We start from the raw sequence: 14,001 nt of genomic DNA, 5'->3' as shown, positions 1-14,001 counted from the left end.
ATGGACATCCATGACCAAGGTGCATGTGCTCGCAGTCGGTGACTTCGGTGTCGCCGTCGCGGAGCGGCTCCGCCGGGAACACGACGGCGTCGTGGTCACCACGGACCGGGACGGCCATCAGCGGTTCCCCGCCGGCTGGCCGCGCGCGGACGTCCGCGTCCTGGTCTCCTGGCGCGAGGTCCCGCACCTGGCGGACGTGCTCGACGCCCGGTCGGCCGACTGGCGGACCCCGTGGTTCCCCATCGTGGCCGAGCACCCGCGGCTGCGGATCGGCCCGCTGGTCGTGCCGGGCGCCGGTGCCTGCTACCGCTGCTTCGGCAAGCGCCGCAAGCAGCACGAGCGGGACAGCGCGATCACCGCCGCCCTGCACGCGCACTACGACGCCGAGCCGGCCGCCGGGCCGGAGGGCTTCCTCCCGCAGCACGTGGCGCTGGCCGCGGGCTCGGCGCTCGACCTGCTGCACCGCCTGGAGGACGACGGCGGACGGCGGGACGCGGGGACCGTACGCCACTGGCACCTGCTGGAACAGCTCATCACCAGCGCGCGGGTCGTCGGCGTCCACCACTGTGACCGCTGCCGGACCCGCGCGGGGGCGGGCCCGGAGGGTTCCAGCTGGCAGGACCTGGCCGACGACCTGGCGCCGTGGCTGCCCGCCACGGAGCCGTCCGCGCCGGGCGCGGCCACCGAGGTGGCCGCGCCCTCGATCCCCGCCCGTCAGTGAGGTAATGGCATGGCCAACAGCAAACTCATCTCAGCCCAGGACATGCGCCGCGCCGTCGCGACGGATCCGCAGTTCACCGCGCCGGTCCGGCCCGCGCTCTGCCGGGGCCTGGTGCTGCTCCCCATCGAGGGCGGGCTGCTCGTCGAGGGCTCCCCCAGCCGCCAGATCCTGCGGGGCACGGCCACCCGGGACCTCATACCCAAGCTGCTGCCGCTCCTGGACGGCACCCGCGACCAGACGGAGATCGCCGAGGCCGCCGGGGTGCCGGTGGAGCACGTGGCCCAGGTCGTCGCGCTGCTGTACACCTGCGGGCTGCTGGAGGAGGGCGACCTCTCCGGCACCCACCCGGCCGACGGCGCCGAGGCGGGGAGCGGCGCGGCGCACGCCGCCCGCTACTGGTCGCGCAGCCTCGACTCCACGCGCGTCAACCGCAACACCGCCGAGGTGCTGGACCGGCTGCGCGAGACGCGCGTGGTGATCACCGGTGACGCCGACTTCGGCGCCGAGGTGGCCGAACTGCTGGTCGCTGCGGGCATGGAACGGGCGGCGCGGGTGGACGCCTCGCTGCTCCCGCCGGACGACGCCGATCTGGTGATCGCGCTCACCGAGGACTCGTCGACGAGCCTGCACGGCATCGCCGCCTGGTGCGCGGAGCATGACGTTCCGCTGATCCCGGCCCGGTTGACCGACGGGATGCTCGACGTGGGCCCGTACATCGACACGAAGTTCACCGTCTCGTTCGCGGACGCGGAGCGGCAGCGGGTCACGGCACCGGCTCCGGCCGAGCGGTCCTACGTGCCGGCCGTCGCGGTCCGGCGCGCCCTCGCCGCTTCCCTCGTCGCCAACCAGGTGACCACGGTCGTCGGCAGGGTGGGCTCCGCGCCGGTGCTGCGCGGGCTGCTGCGGGCCGATCTGGCCGAGTGGACCCAGACCGTCCATGTCGTCGCCCAGGTGCCGGACGTCACGGACGCGCGATCGACACTGACCGAGGCGGGCGTGCCGCTCGCCCTGGCCTTCGAGGCGTCGGTCGGCTTCCCGCCGCGCAAACTGCTCAACCCGCGTGACCACCAGGCGCATTACAAGCCGGGCAACATCGCGCTCCAGCACGACAGCAAGCGCTGGCCGAGCGCGCGCACGCTGGAGCTGCCCCGCGAAGGCGCCTTCCCGTACACGCCGTTGGGCCTGGACGCCCCGGAACCGGCGGCGGGCGTCGACCTCGCGCGGCTGTCGTCGGTGCTGCTGCGGGGTGCCGGGCTGCGCGACGAGACGGAGCCCACCCGCCAGGTGCAGCGGTGGAACCCCACCGGCGGCAACCTCGGTTCGGTGCAACTGCACGTCGTCACCCAGGGCGTGGCCGGGCTGGAGGACGGCACGTGGGGCTATCTCACGCACTCCCACCGCCTGGCCCGCCTCTCGGCCGCCACGGACGCGGGAACGGGCCACACGGGGCAGCCCGTGGCCGTCGTGCTCACCGGGGCGCTGGCCCGGGTCGCCTCCAAGTACTCGGGGTTCGCCTGGCGCGTCGTCCACCTCGATGCGGGCGTGGCCGTCGCGCAGATGAGCCACGTGGCCCGCTCCCTGGGCCTCGACGCGCGGCCCCTCGACCGCTGGGACGACCTCCACCTGGCCGACCTGCTCGACCTCGACCTCGACGCCGAACCCGTCACCGGTGTCCTGCTGCTGCGGCCCTCCGCCGCGAAGGAGTCCTGATCATGGAGACGACACGCGTCCATGAGCCGAACGGCCGCCGGGTCGCCCTGCTGCCCGACCACGGCGACGTGCTCAGGGAGCTCCAGTCCCGCAGCCGCCTGACCGCCGAGGACCTGCTGGACGCCGCCCCGGCCGCCGACCCCGCGCTCCGCGAGCCGCTGGCTCCGGCGGGCGCGCGGGGGATCGCCGCCGTGAGCGCCCCGCCGGCCCAGGTGGCACTGGAGACCGCGCTGCGCCGCCGCAAGTCCGTACGGGCCTACGACGGCGAGCCGGTGCCGGTCGAGCTGCTCGCCTCGGTCGTGCGGCAGGCGGCGGACTTCGACCGGTCGGCCTGGCCGGACCACGAGGCCGGTGCGGGGCTGGAGTTCCTGGTCGCGGCCCGGTCGGTGGCCGGTCTGCCGCAGGGGCTCTACCTCCACTCCGCCGACCGGGGCGACTTCACCCCGCTCGCCGAACTGCCGGACGGCGAGGCCGCGGCCGATCTCGTCCTCCAGCTCGAGTACGCGGACGCGCCCGCCATCGTGATCGTGTGCGGCCCGCTGGCGGCGTCGCTCGACCGGCACGGTGAGCACGGGCACCGGCTGCTGCTGACCCGGGCCGGTGCGGCCGCTCAGACGGCCTGGCTGGCCGCTCTCTCCCATGGCCTCTCCGGCAGCATTTTCGCCGGGTTCCTGGCGGCGGCGCTCAAGCCGCTCGTTCCGGTGGACGGTTATCGGAACGTGCAGTTGCTGGCGTTCTCGCTGGGGTACGAGGCGCGCTGACGCGCGGTTCCGTGCTCTTCCCCGGCCCCGGCCCTGCCCGCTGCGTCTGATGTGCGGGTCCGTTGGCGCCTGCGGCGCTTTGTTCCCCTACCCCGCCCCTTCCCGAAACTGGGGCTCTGCCCCAGACCCCGAGCTGCGCCCAGGTTCGCCGCCTGCGGCGGGAGCGGCCTGCGGCCGCGTCCTCAACGCCGGACGGGCTGGTTGTTGCCCGGAACAGGCCTTCATGTCGCCCTCCGGCGGGAGGGGGTGGGGCCGGAGGGTGGGGTTCTGGAACGCGGTGCGACTTCACGGCACCCAAAACGCCCAAGGGCGCCCGCACCGCGTTCCAGGTCCCCAGCCCGGAGGCCCCACCCCCGGCACCCACAACCACAGCCCGGCCGGCGATTGAGGCCACGCCCGCAGGGCGTCCCGCCGCAGGCGCACACAACCCGCACCCACCACCCCGAGGCCACCCCGCCGGCCCCAAAGACTCCGTGCGAAACCAACCGCACGGCACACCCGAAGGAGCAACAACATGTCCACCCACAACACCGAGCCCATGACCCTCGACCTCTTCGCCGAGGACACCTCCCTCGTCGTCGACACCCTGCCCAACGAGGCCGCTCTCGCCTCCGTCGCCACGGTCGGCTCCCTGGGCTGCCTGACCTGCCCGGGCTCGACCTTCATGACCAGCGGTACCGCCAGCTCGCAGGGCTGATCCGGACCGCGGGAAACAACCGAGACAACCGACCTCCTGAAAGGAGCACTCCATGCGTGAGATCGACCAGATCGATCTGTTCGCCGAGGACGCCGCCGGCCTGACGGCGGAGGTCCTCGACGACGCGGCCCTGCTGGGGACGTGGGGTTCATTCGGCACGTTCACCAGCTTCGCCTGCCCGGCGTCGAGCGCGGCGACCAGCGCCAGCGCCTCGTCCGCCGGCTGACCCAACGCCCTCAGAGAGAAGTTCAGAGAGAAGGACGTCACGATGAACGACCAGATCCAGGTCGACCTCTTCGCCGAGGACTTCGGCGCCCTCCAGGTCGAGCAGCTGAACGAGACCGTGCTGCTCGGCACGTGGACCTCGACCAGCACCGTCGGCTCGGCGGGTTCGACCGCCTCCACGGCGAGCACCGCTTCCTGCACCAGCTGAGGCCCCGCGCCTTCCGGAAAGGATCTTCACCATGCTCCGCACCGACTCGGTGATCACCGACGCGTTCGCGATCGACCTCAGCGTCGAGGACATGACCGTCGAGCAGCTCGACGACGCGGCCCTGCTGGGCACCGCCGGCAGCTTCGGCACGGGCGCCTGCGCCAGCTGCCCGGCCGCCTGCTTCACCAGCGCCGGTTCGTTCTCCTCGGCGGGCTGATCACTCAGGCCGCCGCACCGCTCATGAGCTGAGGCCATGAGCAACGCCGCCGGGTCGGCAATGTGCAAGATTGCCGACCCGGCGGCGCCACCCGCCAGTATTCCCCAGGAGGTCAGCCGTGCGACTCCCCGCAGCGGCCACCACCCGTACGAAAGCCGCGGCCGGTGACGCGGGTGCGCAGCCGCCCGAGGTGGTCGAGGACCCCAAGGACACAGCCTGGCTCGACACCGCGCCGCTCGCCCTGAAGGATTCCATCGAGCAGATGGACGGCATCGACGGCCGCCCCCTGCTCTTCGACACGGAGACCGGGCAGTACGTCGCCCTGTCCCGCGCCGGAACGGTCATCCTGACCCTCCTCGACGACGCCCCCACCGCCCGTGAGGTGGTCCGCCGGGTGACGGCCTCCTCCTCCGCGGACCCGGAGCGCATCGAGACCTCCGTGGTGCGGTTCCTCGGGGAGCTGCGGCAGGCGGGCGTGCTGACCCTCGCGCCCCAGGGGCAGAACCGCCGGCAGCGGCTGATGAAGCACTCGCTGCGCCAGCGCATGCCCAGGTTCGCGCTCACCCGCTCCGTGCACGTCCTCCTGGAGCCCGTCGCCCGGCTGCTGCGGAGGCTGCCGGTCGCGGCGGTCGTCACCTGCTGGCTGCTGCTGGTGGCCGCGGGCGCGGGCGCGGTCTGCGTGGCCCTCGCGGAGCGCGGTGTCCCGCACCTGTCCTCCTGGGCGTGGCTGGCCATGCTGCTGCTCGCCGCGCAGATCGCCGTCCACGAGCTCGGGCACGCCCTGGTGTGCCAGTACCTCCGGGTGCCCGTGCGCGAAGCGGGCATCACGCTGATGCTCTACGTCATGCCGGTTGCGTACGTCGACCGGACGGACGCCTACCGGGTGCGCAGCCGTGCCCCCCGGGTGCTCATCGCCCTGGCCGGGCCGCTCAGCGACGCCATCTGGGCGGGCGTGACCGCCGTGGTGCTGCTGTCCACGCACGGCGCGGTGGCCGATGTGGCCGGCGCGCTGCTCTACTCCCAGCTCTTCCTGATGATGATCAACCTCAATCCCCTGCTGCCGTCGGACGGTTACCAGGCACTGGAGTCGGCCATGGGTTCCGTCAACCTGCGCGGCCGCTCGTTCGCCTATCTGACGCACCTGGTGACCCGCGTGCCCCTGCCCAGCCACCTGCTCACCGCCTCCCGCGCGAAGCGGGCCGGCTATCTGACCTTCGGCGGACTGTGCCTGGCGTACGGGGTGTTCATGGTGGGCGCGGTGCTGCTCTCCTGGTGGCACATCTTCGAGGCGGTGCGCGGAGCATGACGACCGCCCTCCTCGCCGCGGGCCGGCACGCCCCTGCGGACGACATGGCCCCCTCGCTGTCCCCCTTCACTCTGCACCGGGTCAACGGCCTGCCGGTCGAGGCCCTCGATGTGGCACTGCGGGAGACTTCCTCCTCCCTCGCCGCGGAGACCGCGCTGGAGGAGGAACTCCGCGACGTCGCCGTCCCCTTGGCCGACGCCCTGCACGCGGTGGTCCCCTCTCTGGACGACGCTCCCGGCGTGCGCCGCACCGTCCTGGCACTGCGCCGTGCCGTCCACAACGGCCGCCCGTACGTGCTCGCCGGCGACCAGGCGCGCGAGGTGGACGCCGTCCTGGACCCGGAGACCCGCGAGCTCACGCGCCGCTGGCTGGACCGGATGCACCGGCTCACCGAGGCCCGGACCGAGACGGACGCCGCGTACGCCCGGGAGACCGCCGTCGCCACCGAGCGGCTGCGCGAGCTGCTCACCCACCAGGGCCTGTCCCAAGGGCTCGCGCACGCCGCTCCCGGGCTGCTGCGCCACCTGACAAGCAAGCCGCTGCACCCGCACGGCAAGGCGTCCCGCGCGGTCTTCGGCTACGCGTCCCGTGCCGCGCTCAAGACCTCTCCCTTCTCCCGGCTGACGGCGGTCGCGCTGGACGGCGGCACGGCCGACGGCCGCGCCCTGACCTACGTCTCCCAGCAGCACGTGCGCTCCTGGCTCGACCTGCTCGGCCGGGACGAGCGCCTCGCCGCGGCCTTCGAGGCCGAGCCCAATGACGCCGTCCGGTACGTCGCCGGGCGCCCGTACGTCATGACGCCGTCCTACAACCCGAAGGCCGAACTCGCCTGGCGCTCGGACACCCTGACCGACGCCGGCCTGTACGCGGGGCTCGTGGAGGAGGTGTCCTCCTGGCCGCGCATGCGGGTCACCGAATGCCTCGAAAGGCTCGGCGGGAAGGATCCCTTCGCTGCCTATCTGCGGCTGCTGGACACCGGCCTGCTGCGTCTCGTCACCCCCTGGGTGAACGGCGACGAGCGTCCGCTGGCGGCGCTGGCTGGGGCGCTCGACCGCCTGGACGTCCCGGAGGCCGCCCGGACCGCGGCGCTGCTGCGCGAGGTGGAGGCGGAAACGCACGCCCTCCACGAACTGCCGGGACAGGACAGGCTGTCCGTCATCGACCGCCTGGAGACCGCCACGCGGCCCACCGACGACGCCTCGCTCCCCATGACCCCGTTCGCCGCCTACGAGGACGCGGTGTCCGGCATCCCGGTGGAGCTTCCCGGTGATCACGTCGGGAGCGATCTGGCCGAGCTGGGCCGGACCGTACGCCCCTACATCTTCCGTTCCCACCTCTACGACTGGCTGGTCGAGGAGTTCGTGCGGCGGTACGGCGAGGGCGGCCGCTGCGACGACGTCGTGCGGTTCCTGTGGGAGGTGGCCGCCGATCCCGCGCACGGTCAGCGGCTGTCGCAGGCACTGATGGCGGACTACCGGGCGATCGGCACGCCCTCGGAGCGCGCCTGGCTGCCGGTCGGCCGGAGCAGCGCGCCGCCGAACACGGCCGTGCTGTACCAGCTCGCGGCCGGGTCGGCCGACGAGGTGCGGGCGGGCCAGTACAAGCTGGTCGTCAACCAATACAACCCCGGAATGGGTGGTTTGGTCGCCCGCTTCCGCAGACTGCTGGCCGATGACCGCCCCGGTGCACCGGACCTGACCGAGGGGCTGCGCACCTGGATCGGCGATTCCTTCCCCGAAGCCGAGCCGCTCCAGGTCACGTTGAGCGGTGACGTCAACGGCATGCACTACGCCGCCGACGGCGTCCTGCCGCCCTTCCACTGGCCGGGCGAGCCCGGTGCCGAGGGCGTGGCGCCCGGCGGCCCGCCCGTCGCCCTCCACCACGACGCGGACAACGGCACCCTGGAGATGACAGGAGCGCTCGGGCAGGCCGTCGCTCCCGTGTATCTCGGTGTCGTCCCGTCCCATCTGGTCTCCGGGGTCGCGCGGTTGCTGCTCTGCCTGGCCGATCCGTGGGTCAACGGCTCCCGGCTGTGCTGCACCCGCAGTCCCCTGGACACGGATCCGCCGCTCCCCGAAGGGGCGGTGGAGGAGCTGCCCGGTGACGTACGGGGCCGGCTCGTGCTGGGCCGGCGCACCTGGCGCTTCGCGCCGGCGCAGTTGCCGCGCCCGGAACGCGGGGAGAGCGCCGAGGAGTTCTTCCGCCGGGTACACCGCTGGCGCACCGGGCACGGCATACCGGACGAGGTCTTCCTGTCCCTGAGCGGCTCGGCCTCCGCGGCGTCGGCCGCCGTACGCAAGCCCCTGTGGCTGTCGTTCCGCAGCCCGCACGCCGTATGGGCGGCGGTCCACCACACCCGGGACCTCGACCCGGCCACGAGCGTGCGGCTGGCCGAGGCCCTGCCGGGGCCCGCCGGGCACTGGGTACGGGACGGCGACGGGCTGCGGCACGCCACTGAGCACGTGTCGCTGCTGCGCTGGGACCGGCCGCGCCCGGGACGAGAGAACGACAGCGGGCAGGCCCCCGCTTCCTACGCACGGCTGGAGCAGCGATGACCTTGTCGCCACGACCCGACTCGGCCGTGGACTGCGGTGGTTGGTGGTACGCGCGGCTGTATCCGGGTGGCCTGGAGCGCCTGGACGCGTCCGTCGACCGGCTGCTGCCGCCGCTCGTGGACCTCGCGGAGGAGGCCGGCGCGGACCGGTGGTTCTTCATCCGTTACACCGACTGGGACGGCCCTCATCTGCGGGTGCGCTTCCGCGGCGGCCGCGACCTGCTGGATTCCCTGCACCGCCGCCTTCCGTCCCTGCGGGCCGACTGCGTCCGGCTCGGGCGGGAGAGCGTGGCGGCGTACGACCCGCTGTTCCCGATGGACCTGCGCCCCTTCCAGGGGCGCAGGGACGGGGCGGACGTGGGTCTCTACGAGCCCGAGGACGACAAGTACGGCGGGCCCGTGGGCACCCGGCTCGCCGAGGAGGTCTTCGAGCACTCCAGCGACCTGGCGCGGTGGGCCAACGCCTACCCCAGGCTGCCCGATCGCGCGGCTCTCGCCGTGCTGCTGCTGCGCGGGGCGGGCGAGGCGTTGCTGCTCGCCAGCGCCGTCGGCGAGGCGGGGGCGATCGGCCCGGCGCAGTTCTGGCCGCGGCACCTCCAGTGGTGGACGCAGGACGCCGGGAGCGAGGCCGCCGGCCTGCGCGAGCTGCTCCGGCGCAGCGCGGAACGCGACGACCGGGGGCTGCGGCAGCGGGCCGAGGCCCTCGACGCCGACCCTGTGGTCCGGCAGTGGGCGGATTCCTGGACGGCGGTGCTGACGACGTATTTGAGCCACACCCGACGTCATCAAGTGCCGCGTACGACCGGCCATCTCGTTTTCCACCAGGCACATATGATGCTCAACCGGCTCGGCATCCTGCCTCGTGAAGAGGCGATGCTGGGAATCATCGCGGCGTCGATGCGGAATGAAACGGCCCTCGCCGGGCAGGGCTGACGGTAGCCCGGTGACAAGGAACAGCACCACGGCGTCAGCCGGAGGACGGAGAGCTCACATGGAACAGCAGGCGTCGGCAAACGGGGGTTCCCCGCTGGTCGTCATCGCCGCCCTGGCGGGAATCGCGGCAGCGGTCGGCGCGGTCGTCTTCCAGGACACCGCCCCGCGCGCGGTTCTCATAGCGCTTTCCGTCGTTCTCTTCGCCACGGCGGGGAATGTCTGGCGGAGCCGGAAGAGCCGGGGCGCCGGGGCGTAGTCCGCCGCCGGGCGGAAAGGCCGGGCCGGATGCGGTGCTCCTCGCACGGCACCCGGCCCTTTTCACGCCCTCTTGAAATCGGACCGGAAGCGGACTGGAATCGGAAGCGTCAGGCGCTCAGCGAGAGTTCCTGGGTCAGCAGGGCTATCTCGATCCTGCTCTTCAGTCCAAGCTTGGCCAGGATGCGGCTCACGTGGGTCTTCACGGTGTTCTCCGCGACCTGCATCCGGCGGGCGATCTGCACATTGGACAGGCCCTTGCTGAGATAGCAGGCGACTTCCTGTTCGCGCCGGGTCAGCGATCCCAGGCCGGGCAGTCCGACGGCCGGCGAGGTCTCCGGCGGCGTCATCGCCACGGCGTGCACGAAGGAACGGACCACGGTGGGATCGATGAATCCCTGGCCGCTCGCCACCAGGTGCACGGCCTGCACGAGTTGGGCCGGGGTGGCGTCCTTGAGCATGAATCCGACGGCGCCCGCCTGAAGAGCGCGCCTGACGTGTGCCGCGAGTCCCAGCGCCGTCAGCACCAGGACGTCGCACCCCCGCTCCACGATGCGCCGGGTCGCCTCGATCCCGCCGGCCGTCGCCAGATAGGCGTCCAGCACGACGAGGTCGGGGTTGAGCGCCTCGCTCATTCCCACCGCCTGCTCGCCGGTGCGGGCCTCCCCCAGGACCTCGATGTCCGGATCCCCCTCCAGGACGCTCACGACCCCCGCGCGCATCGCGTCCTGCCCATCGGCGACCACCAGTCGTACCACTACAAATCCCCCCAACGGGGCCCGTTCCCCACCCACCGGCATCCGGCGGGGCGGTACCCCTCTCAGCGGCCACGAGTTCCACGGATCTAGACTCACATGCAAGTGCGCCGATCCACGACATTCACCTCAGTGGAACTCCCGGCGGAGCTTAGCCCGGTGGTCGGGGCGATTCAACTGTGGTGAGAACGGCGGAGTCCATGTACGTTTACACGGGTGGAGAAGAGGGCGATGCCGTGGGAGGCGTCATGAGCGAGCGGGCGAGCCGTAGCCTGGCCGACAAGCTCAATCACCTGTTCGCCAGCGTGAAGCCAAGAGGGGGCCAGGAGTACAGCAACGAGCATGTGGCCGAGGCCATTCGCGCGAGCGGCGTCACGATCTCGCAGAGCTACATCTGGCAGCTCCGCAAGGACAAGAAGCAGAACCCGACCCTCAAGCACGTGCAGGCCCTCGCGGATTTCTTCGGGGTGCCCGCCGCGTATTTCTTCGACGACGAGGTGACGAGCCGCGTCGAGAAGCAGTTGGAGCTCCTCAGGACCGCGCAGGAGCGCCGGGAAGAGGACGTCGCCGGCAAAGACGTGAAACTGATGGCAATGAGGGCCGGTGAGCTGTCCCAGGAACGCCGCCAGCAGGTCATGGATCTGCTGGACGTCGTCTACCGGCTGGAACAAGCGGAACGCCGGGGAGGAATGGACTCCCCCGGCTGAGGAGTGCACGTGAGAGAGCGAGAGCTGCGGCGCCGTTGCAAGCGCGAGCTTCGCGCCCTGGACATCCAGCCGCCCTTGAATGTCGAGGAGTTGTGCCGGCTTCTCGGTGAGCGGCGACGGCGGCCCATTCGGCTGGTGCCCTACTCGCTGCCGATGCCCGGCCCGTTCGGGGTCTGGATAGCCACCGCGTCCGCGGATTACATCCTTTATCAGCAGGAGACCAGCAAGATCCACCAGGATCACATCATCCTGCACGAGGTGGGCCATATTCTCGCCGACCACCACAGCGACGACGCCGACGACGAATTCTGGCGGCAGATGGCTCCGGACATGTGCCTGGGCACCATCAAGCGGGCTCTGCGCCGCACCTCCTACGACGAGCAGCACGAGCGCGAGGCCGAATTGGTCGCCACCATCATCCTGGAATGGGCCTCCGTCCTTGACCGGGTGGCCCCCAGAGCACCGAGCGACCCGTCCCTGCGCCGGGTGCAGTCGGCCCTCGGAGACCGGCAGGGGTGGCTGTGATCGCGTCCCTCGTCGTCGTCGGCACCGTCCTCGTCGTCGCGCTCTGCTGGAAGGCCTTCCAGCTGTCGAAGGCACCGCACGACTACGCCCTGCGCGCCGTCACCCTCTGTCTCGCGTGCGCGACCGTCGCCTTCCCCTTCGGCGTCCCGGCGACCGCCCGCGGCTTCGACGCCGTCACGCTCCCGGGCGCCGCGAAACTCGTGCAGAACGTGCTGCTGCTCAGCACGGTCTACTGCCTGATGTGCTTCTACCTCTACTCGGCGACGGACCGCGACCGGGGCCGCAGGCGCGCCCGGTGGGAGCTGATCCCCCTCTCGGTCACCATCGTCGTGATCACCCTGCTGACCGTGCTCACCCCGGACCACGCGACCGGCCACGTCTACGCCAGCGCGGACATGCGGGTCACGCACGTCGCCCTCTTCTATCTGGTGGCCGGTCTCTATCTGGCCTACGCGCTGGGCTCGGCCTTCGCCTGGACCCTGCGCTACGCCCGCGCCTCGGCGCGGCCCCTGTCCACCGGACTGTGGCTGGCCGCCGGGGCGATGGCCGGCATGGTGCTCTCCAGTGCCGCGCGGGCGGCGTTCATCCTGGTGCGCTGGCTCGACGGGGAGGTACCGCGCCCGCTGTCCCGGAGCGTCGCGCTGCTCCTGGCGCTCTCCATCCCGGTGTTCGTCATCGGTGTGACCTACCCCGGCATCGCCACCCGCCTCGCGGCCTTCCGCGTCTGGTGGCAGCACCGCCGCAACTACCACCGGCTGCAGCCGCTCTGGCTGCTGCTGCACAAGGCGTATCCGCAGGACGCGCTCGGCCGCGTCCCCACCAACCCCTGGAGGGACGCGCTGCGCGTCCGCAGCGTCCACCGGAGCCACTACCGCAGAGTGATCGAGTGCCGCGACGGCCTGGTGCGCATCAGCCCCTATCTCGCCCGCCTCGGCCTCGCCGACGCCGCCCCGGGCAGCGTCTCGCCCCAGGAGCTCGCGGAGAAGCTCCGCCTGGCGCTGCGGGTCTACGACCCGGACGACCAGTCGGCACAGAAGGCCATCCCCGTGGCGATGCCGGACGGCGACGGGCTCGACGCCGACGTCCGGCAGCTGGTGGCCCTGTCGGACGCGCTGAGGGCCGCGTGAACCCGGCCTGACTCCCGCGCCGGCGGACAGAGATGAAGCAAGCGATCCCGTACGGAAATGGTGACGTGATGGACCTCTTGGTCATGGCAGGACGGGTGCTGACGGAGCCCGGCGGCGGGTACGTCGAGGACGGCGCGGTGTTCGTCCAGGGCGACAGGATCGCCGCGGTGGGGCACCGGGCGGAGGTCGAAGCTGCCGCCCCGCAGGACGTGCGGCGGATATCGCTGCCGGACGCCACGGTGCTCCCGGGGCTCATCGACTGCCATGTGCACCTCGCCTTCGACGCGAGCGCCGACCCGGTCGGCGCCCTGAAGGAGAGCGACGACACCGGTCTGCTCCTGGGCATGGCCAAGCGGGCCGGACAGCTCGTGCGCAGCGGTGTCACCACGGCGCGCGACCTCGGCGACCGCGGCGGGCTCGCCATGCGGCTGCGGGACGCGATCGCCCGGGGCGACGTGCCCGGCCCGCGTGTCCTCGCCGCCGGACGGCCGCTGACCGTGCCGGGCGGGCACTGCTGGTTCCTCGGCGGCGAGGTCGAGGGCGAGGAGGCCATCCGCGAGATGGTGCGCCGGAACGCGGCCGAGGGCGCCGACGTCATCAAGGTCATGGCCACGGGCGGCGGGCTGACCAAGGGCGGGCACGCGACCTGGGAGTCGCAGTTCACCGAGGACGAGCTCCGCGTGGTGGTGGCGGAGGCCCGCGCCCTCGGCCTGCCGGTCGCCGCGCACGCGCACGGCACGGAGGGGATCGCCGCGGCGGTGGCCGCCGGGGTGAACACCATCGAGCACTGCACGTGGATGACGGACGGCGGTTTCGACGCCCGGGAGGACGTCGTCGCCGACATCGCCGCCAAGGGGATCCAGGTGTGCCCGGCGGCCAGCCCCAACTGGCGTGCGTTCGCCGAGCGGTTCGGGTACGAGCGGGCGGACGTGCTGTTCGCGCGTGTGCGCTGGATGGCCGAGCAGGGGGTGTCCCTGATCGCCGGTACGGACGCGGGCGTGCCGCGCGCGGACTTCGACAACCTCGTGGGCAGCCTCGAGTTCTTCCGCTACCTGGGCTTCCCGGAGGCGCGGATCATCGACATGGCGACCGTCGACGCCGCGCGCGCCCTGGGCATCGCCGAGGAGACCGGGCGCCTGGCCGCCGGCTACCGCGCCGACCTCCTCGTCGTCGACGGCGACCCGCTGGCCGAACTGGAGGCCCTGCGCGACGTCCGGCTCGTGCTGGCCGGGGGCCGGCCGCACGTCCCGGAGAACGCCCTGACCCGGCTCACGGGAACGGACGCGTAGAACAGGCGCGC

General features: G+C 72.3%; 16 protein-coding genes. 15 read left to right on the top strand and 1 reads right to left on the bottom strand.

From position 1 onward, the window contains the following. Positions 1-10: 10 nt before the first annotated feature. The 11 genes from ACFY1P_RS19140 (at position 11) to ACFY1P_RS19090 (ending at position 9,588) form a co-directional block, all read left to right on the top strand. Positions 11-721, top strand: coding sequence for a TOMM precursor leader peptide-binding protein (locus tag ACFY1P_RS19140; protein ID WP_361522282.1), 711 nt, complete (start codon positions 11-13; stop codon positions 719-721). 9 nt (positions 722-730) lie between these two features. Further along, positions 731-2,431 (top strand): nitroreductase family protein, encoded by a 1,701-nt coding sequence (locus tag ACFY1P_RS19135; RefSeq protein ID WP_390751202.1) that lies wholly within the window; start codon positions 731-733, stop codon positions 2,429-2,431. Positions 2,432-2,433: 2 nt separating this feature from the next. Then, positions 2,434-3,192 (top strand): nitroreductase family protein, encoded by a 759-nt coding sequence (locus tag ACFY1P_RS19130; protein ID WP_361522286.1) that lies wholly within the window; start codon positions 2,434-2,436, stop codon positions 3,190-3,192. A gap of 514 nt (positions 3,193-3,706) precedes the next feature. Next, complete coding sequence (locus ACFY1P_RS19125) at positions 3,707-3,889, top strand: thiocillin family RiPP (RefSeq protein WP_361522289.1); 183 nt, start codon at positions 3,707-3,709, stop codon at positions 3,887-3,889. Positions 3,890-3,941: 52 nt separating this feature from the next. Next, complete coding sequence (locus ACFY1P_RS19120; RefSeq protein WP_361522292.1) at positions 3,942-4,115, top strand: thiocillin family RiPP; 174 nt, start codon at positions 3,942-3,944, stop codon at positions 4,113-4,115. A 42-nt stretch (positions 4,116-4,157) separates the two neighbouring features. Further along, positions 4,158-4,322 carry a thiocillin family RiPP gene (locus ACFY1P_RS19115; RefSeq protein WP_361522295.1) on the top strand — a complete coding sequence of 55 codons (165 nt, stop codon included), beginning with the start codon at positions 4,158-4,160 and terminating at the stop codon, positions 4,320-4,322. A 31-nt stretch (positions 4,323-4,353) separates the two neighbouring features. Continuing rightward, a complete protein-coding gene (locus ACFY1P_RS19110; protein WP_361522298.1) occupies positions 4,354-4,539 on the top strand; it encodes a thiocillin family RiPP in 186 nt (61 codons plus the stop codon). A 118-nt stretch (positions 4,540-4,657) separates the two neighbouring features. Beyond that, on the top strand, positions 4,658-5,845 hold the full coding sequence (locus tag ACFY1P_RS19105) for a PqqD family peptide modification chaperone (RefSeq protein WP_390751201.1): 1,188 nt from the start codon (positions 4,658-4,660) through the stop codon (positions 5,843-5,845). Further along, a complete protein-coding gene (locus ACFY1P_RS19100; protein ID WP_390751200.1) occupies positions 5,842-8,400 on the top strand; it encodes a hypothetical protein in 2,559 nt (852 codons plus the stop codon). The genes ACFY1P_RS19105 and ACFY1P_RS19100 overlap by 4 nt, the downstream gene beginning before the upstream one ends. Next, the gene (locus ACFY1P_RS19095) at positions 8,397-9,332 is read left to right on the top strand and encodes a lantibiotic dehydratase C-terminal domain-containing protein (protein ID WP_390751199.1); all 936 of its coding nucleotides are present in this window, start codon (positions 8,397-8,399) and stop codon (positions 9,330-9,332) included. Before ACFY1P_RS19100 ends, ACFY1P_RS19095 begins: the two co-directional genes overlap by 4 nt. Positions 9,333-9,390: 58 nt before the next feature. Beyond that, positions 9,391-9,588: a hypothetical protein gene (locus ACFY1P_RS19090; protein WP_361522308.1), complete on the top strand. Its 198-nt coding sequence runs from the start codon at positions 9,391-9,393 to the stop codon at positions 9,586-9,588. Between the two features lie 109 nt (positions 9,589-9,697). Here ACFY1P_RS19090 and ACFY1P_RS19085 read toward each other — a convergent pair whose 3' ends face one another. Continuing rightward, positions 9,698-10,345 (bottom strand): response regulator transcription factor, encoded by a 648-nt coding sequence (locus ACFY1P_RS19085; protein WP_361522310.1) that lies wholly within the window; start codon positions 10,343-10,345, stop codon positions 9,698-9,700. 245 nt (positions 10,346-10,590) lie between these two features. Here ACFY1P_RS19085 and ACFY1P_RS19080 point away from each other — a divergent pair, with 245 nt between their 5' ends. The 4 genes from ACFY1P_RS19080 (at position 10,591) to ACFY1P_RS19065 (ending at position 13,990) form a co-directional block, all read left to right on the top strand. After that, entirely contained in the window at positions 10,591-11,049 is a 459-nt protein-coding gene (locus tag ACFY1P_RS19080) for a helix-turn-helix domain-containing protein (RefSeq protein ID WP_361522313.1), read from the top strand. Between the two features lie 9 nt (positions 11,050-11,058). Next, positions 11,059-11,574: a hypothetical protein gene (locus ACFY1P_RS19075; RefSeq protein WP_361522316.1), complete on the top strand. Its 516-nt coding sequence runs from the start codon at positions 11,059-11,061 to the stop codon at positions 11,572-11,574. Continuing rightward, complete coding sequence (locus tag ACFY1P_RS19070) at positions 11,571-12,701, top strand: MAB_1171c family putative transporter (RefSeq protein WP_390751198.1); 1,131 nt, start codon at positions 11,571-11,573, stop codon at positions 12,699-12,701. The genes ACFY1P_RS19075 and ACFY1P_RS19070 overlap by 4 nt, the downstream gene beginning before the upstream one ends. A gap of 68 nt (positions 12,702-12,769) precedes the next feature. Next, on the top strand, positions 12,770-13,990 hold the full coding sequence (locus tag ACFY1P_RS19065) for an amidohydrolase family protein (RefSeq protein WP_390751197.1): 1,221 nt from the start codon (positions 12,770-12,772) through the stop codon (positions 13,988-13,990). The last annotated feature ends 11 nt before the right edge of the window (positions 13,991-14,001 follow it).

Source organism: Streptomyces sp. NPDC001407 (genome assembly GCF_042895325.1).
In the GTDB taxonomy this organism is placed as follows: domain Bacteria; phylum Actinomycetota; class Actinomycetes; order Streptomycetales; family Streptomycetaceae; genus Streptomyces.
The sequence above is the reverse complement of the archived record's forward strand: the minus strand, read 5'-3'. Positions and strand labels throughout refer to the sequence as shown.

What these genes read in the sequence shown, in the direction of transcription:
- ACFY1P_RS19095 (WP_390751199.1), top strand. Translation starts at nt 8,397, where the DNA reads ATGACCTTGTCGCCACGACCCGACTCGGCCGTGGACTGCGGTGGTTGG.
- ACFY1P_RS19130 (WP_361522286.1), top strand. Translation starts at nt 2,434, where the DNA reads ATGGAGACGACACGCGTCCATGAGCCGAACGGCCGCCGGGTCGCCCTG.
- ACFY1P_RS19100 (WP_390751200.1), top strand. Translation starts at nt 5,842, where the DNA reads ATGACGACCGCCCTCCTCGCCGCGGGCCGGCACGCCCCTGCGGACGAC.
- ACFY1P_RS19120 (WP_361522292.1), top strand. Translation starts at nt 3,942, where the DNA reads ATGCGTGAGATCGACCAGATCGATCTGTTCGCCGAGGACGCCGCCGGC.
- ACFY1P_RS19090 (WP_361522308.1), top strand. Translation starts at nt 9,391, where the DNA reads ATGGAACAGCAGGCGTCGGCAAACGGGGGTTCCCCGCTGGTCGTCATC.
- ACFY1P_RS19115 (WP_361522295.1), top strand. Translation starts at nt 4,158, where the DNA reads ATGAACGACCAGATCCAGGTCGACCTCTTCGCCGAGGACTTCGGCGCC.
- ACFY1P_RS19125 (WP_361522289.1), top strand. Translation starts at nt 3,707, where the DNA reads ATGTCCACCCACAACACCGAGCCCATGACCCTCGACCTCTTCGCCGAG.
- ACFY1P_RS19065 (WP_390751197.1), top strand. Translation starts at nt 12,770, where the DNA reads ATGGACCTCTTGGTCATGGCAGGACGGGTGCTGACGGAGCCCGGCGGC.
- ACFY1P_RS19140 (WP_361522282.1), top strand. Translation starts at nt 11, where the DNA reads ATGACCAAGGTGCATGTGCTCGCAGTCGGTGACTTCGGTGTCGCCGTC.
- ACFY1P_RS19110 (WP_361522298.1), top strand. Translation starts at nt 4,354, where the DNA reads ATGCTCCGCACCGACTCGGTGATCACCGACGCGTTCGCGATCGACCTC.
- ACFY1P_RS19080 (WP_361522313.1), top strand. Translation starts at nt 10,591, where the DNA reads ATGAGCGAGCGGGCGAGCCGTAGCCTGGCCGACAAGCTCAATCACCTG.
- ACFY1P_RS19135 (WP_390751202.1), top strand. Translation starts at nt 731, where the DNA reads ATGGCCAACAGCAAACTCATCTCAGCCCAGGACATGCGCCGCGCCGTC.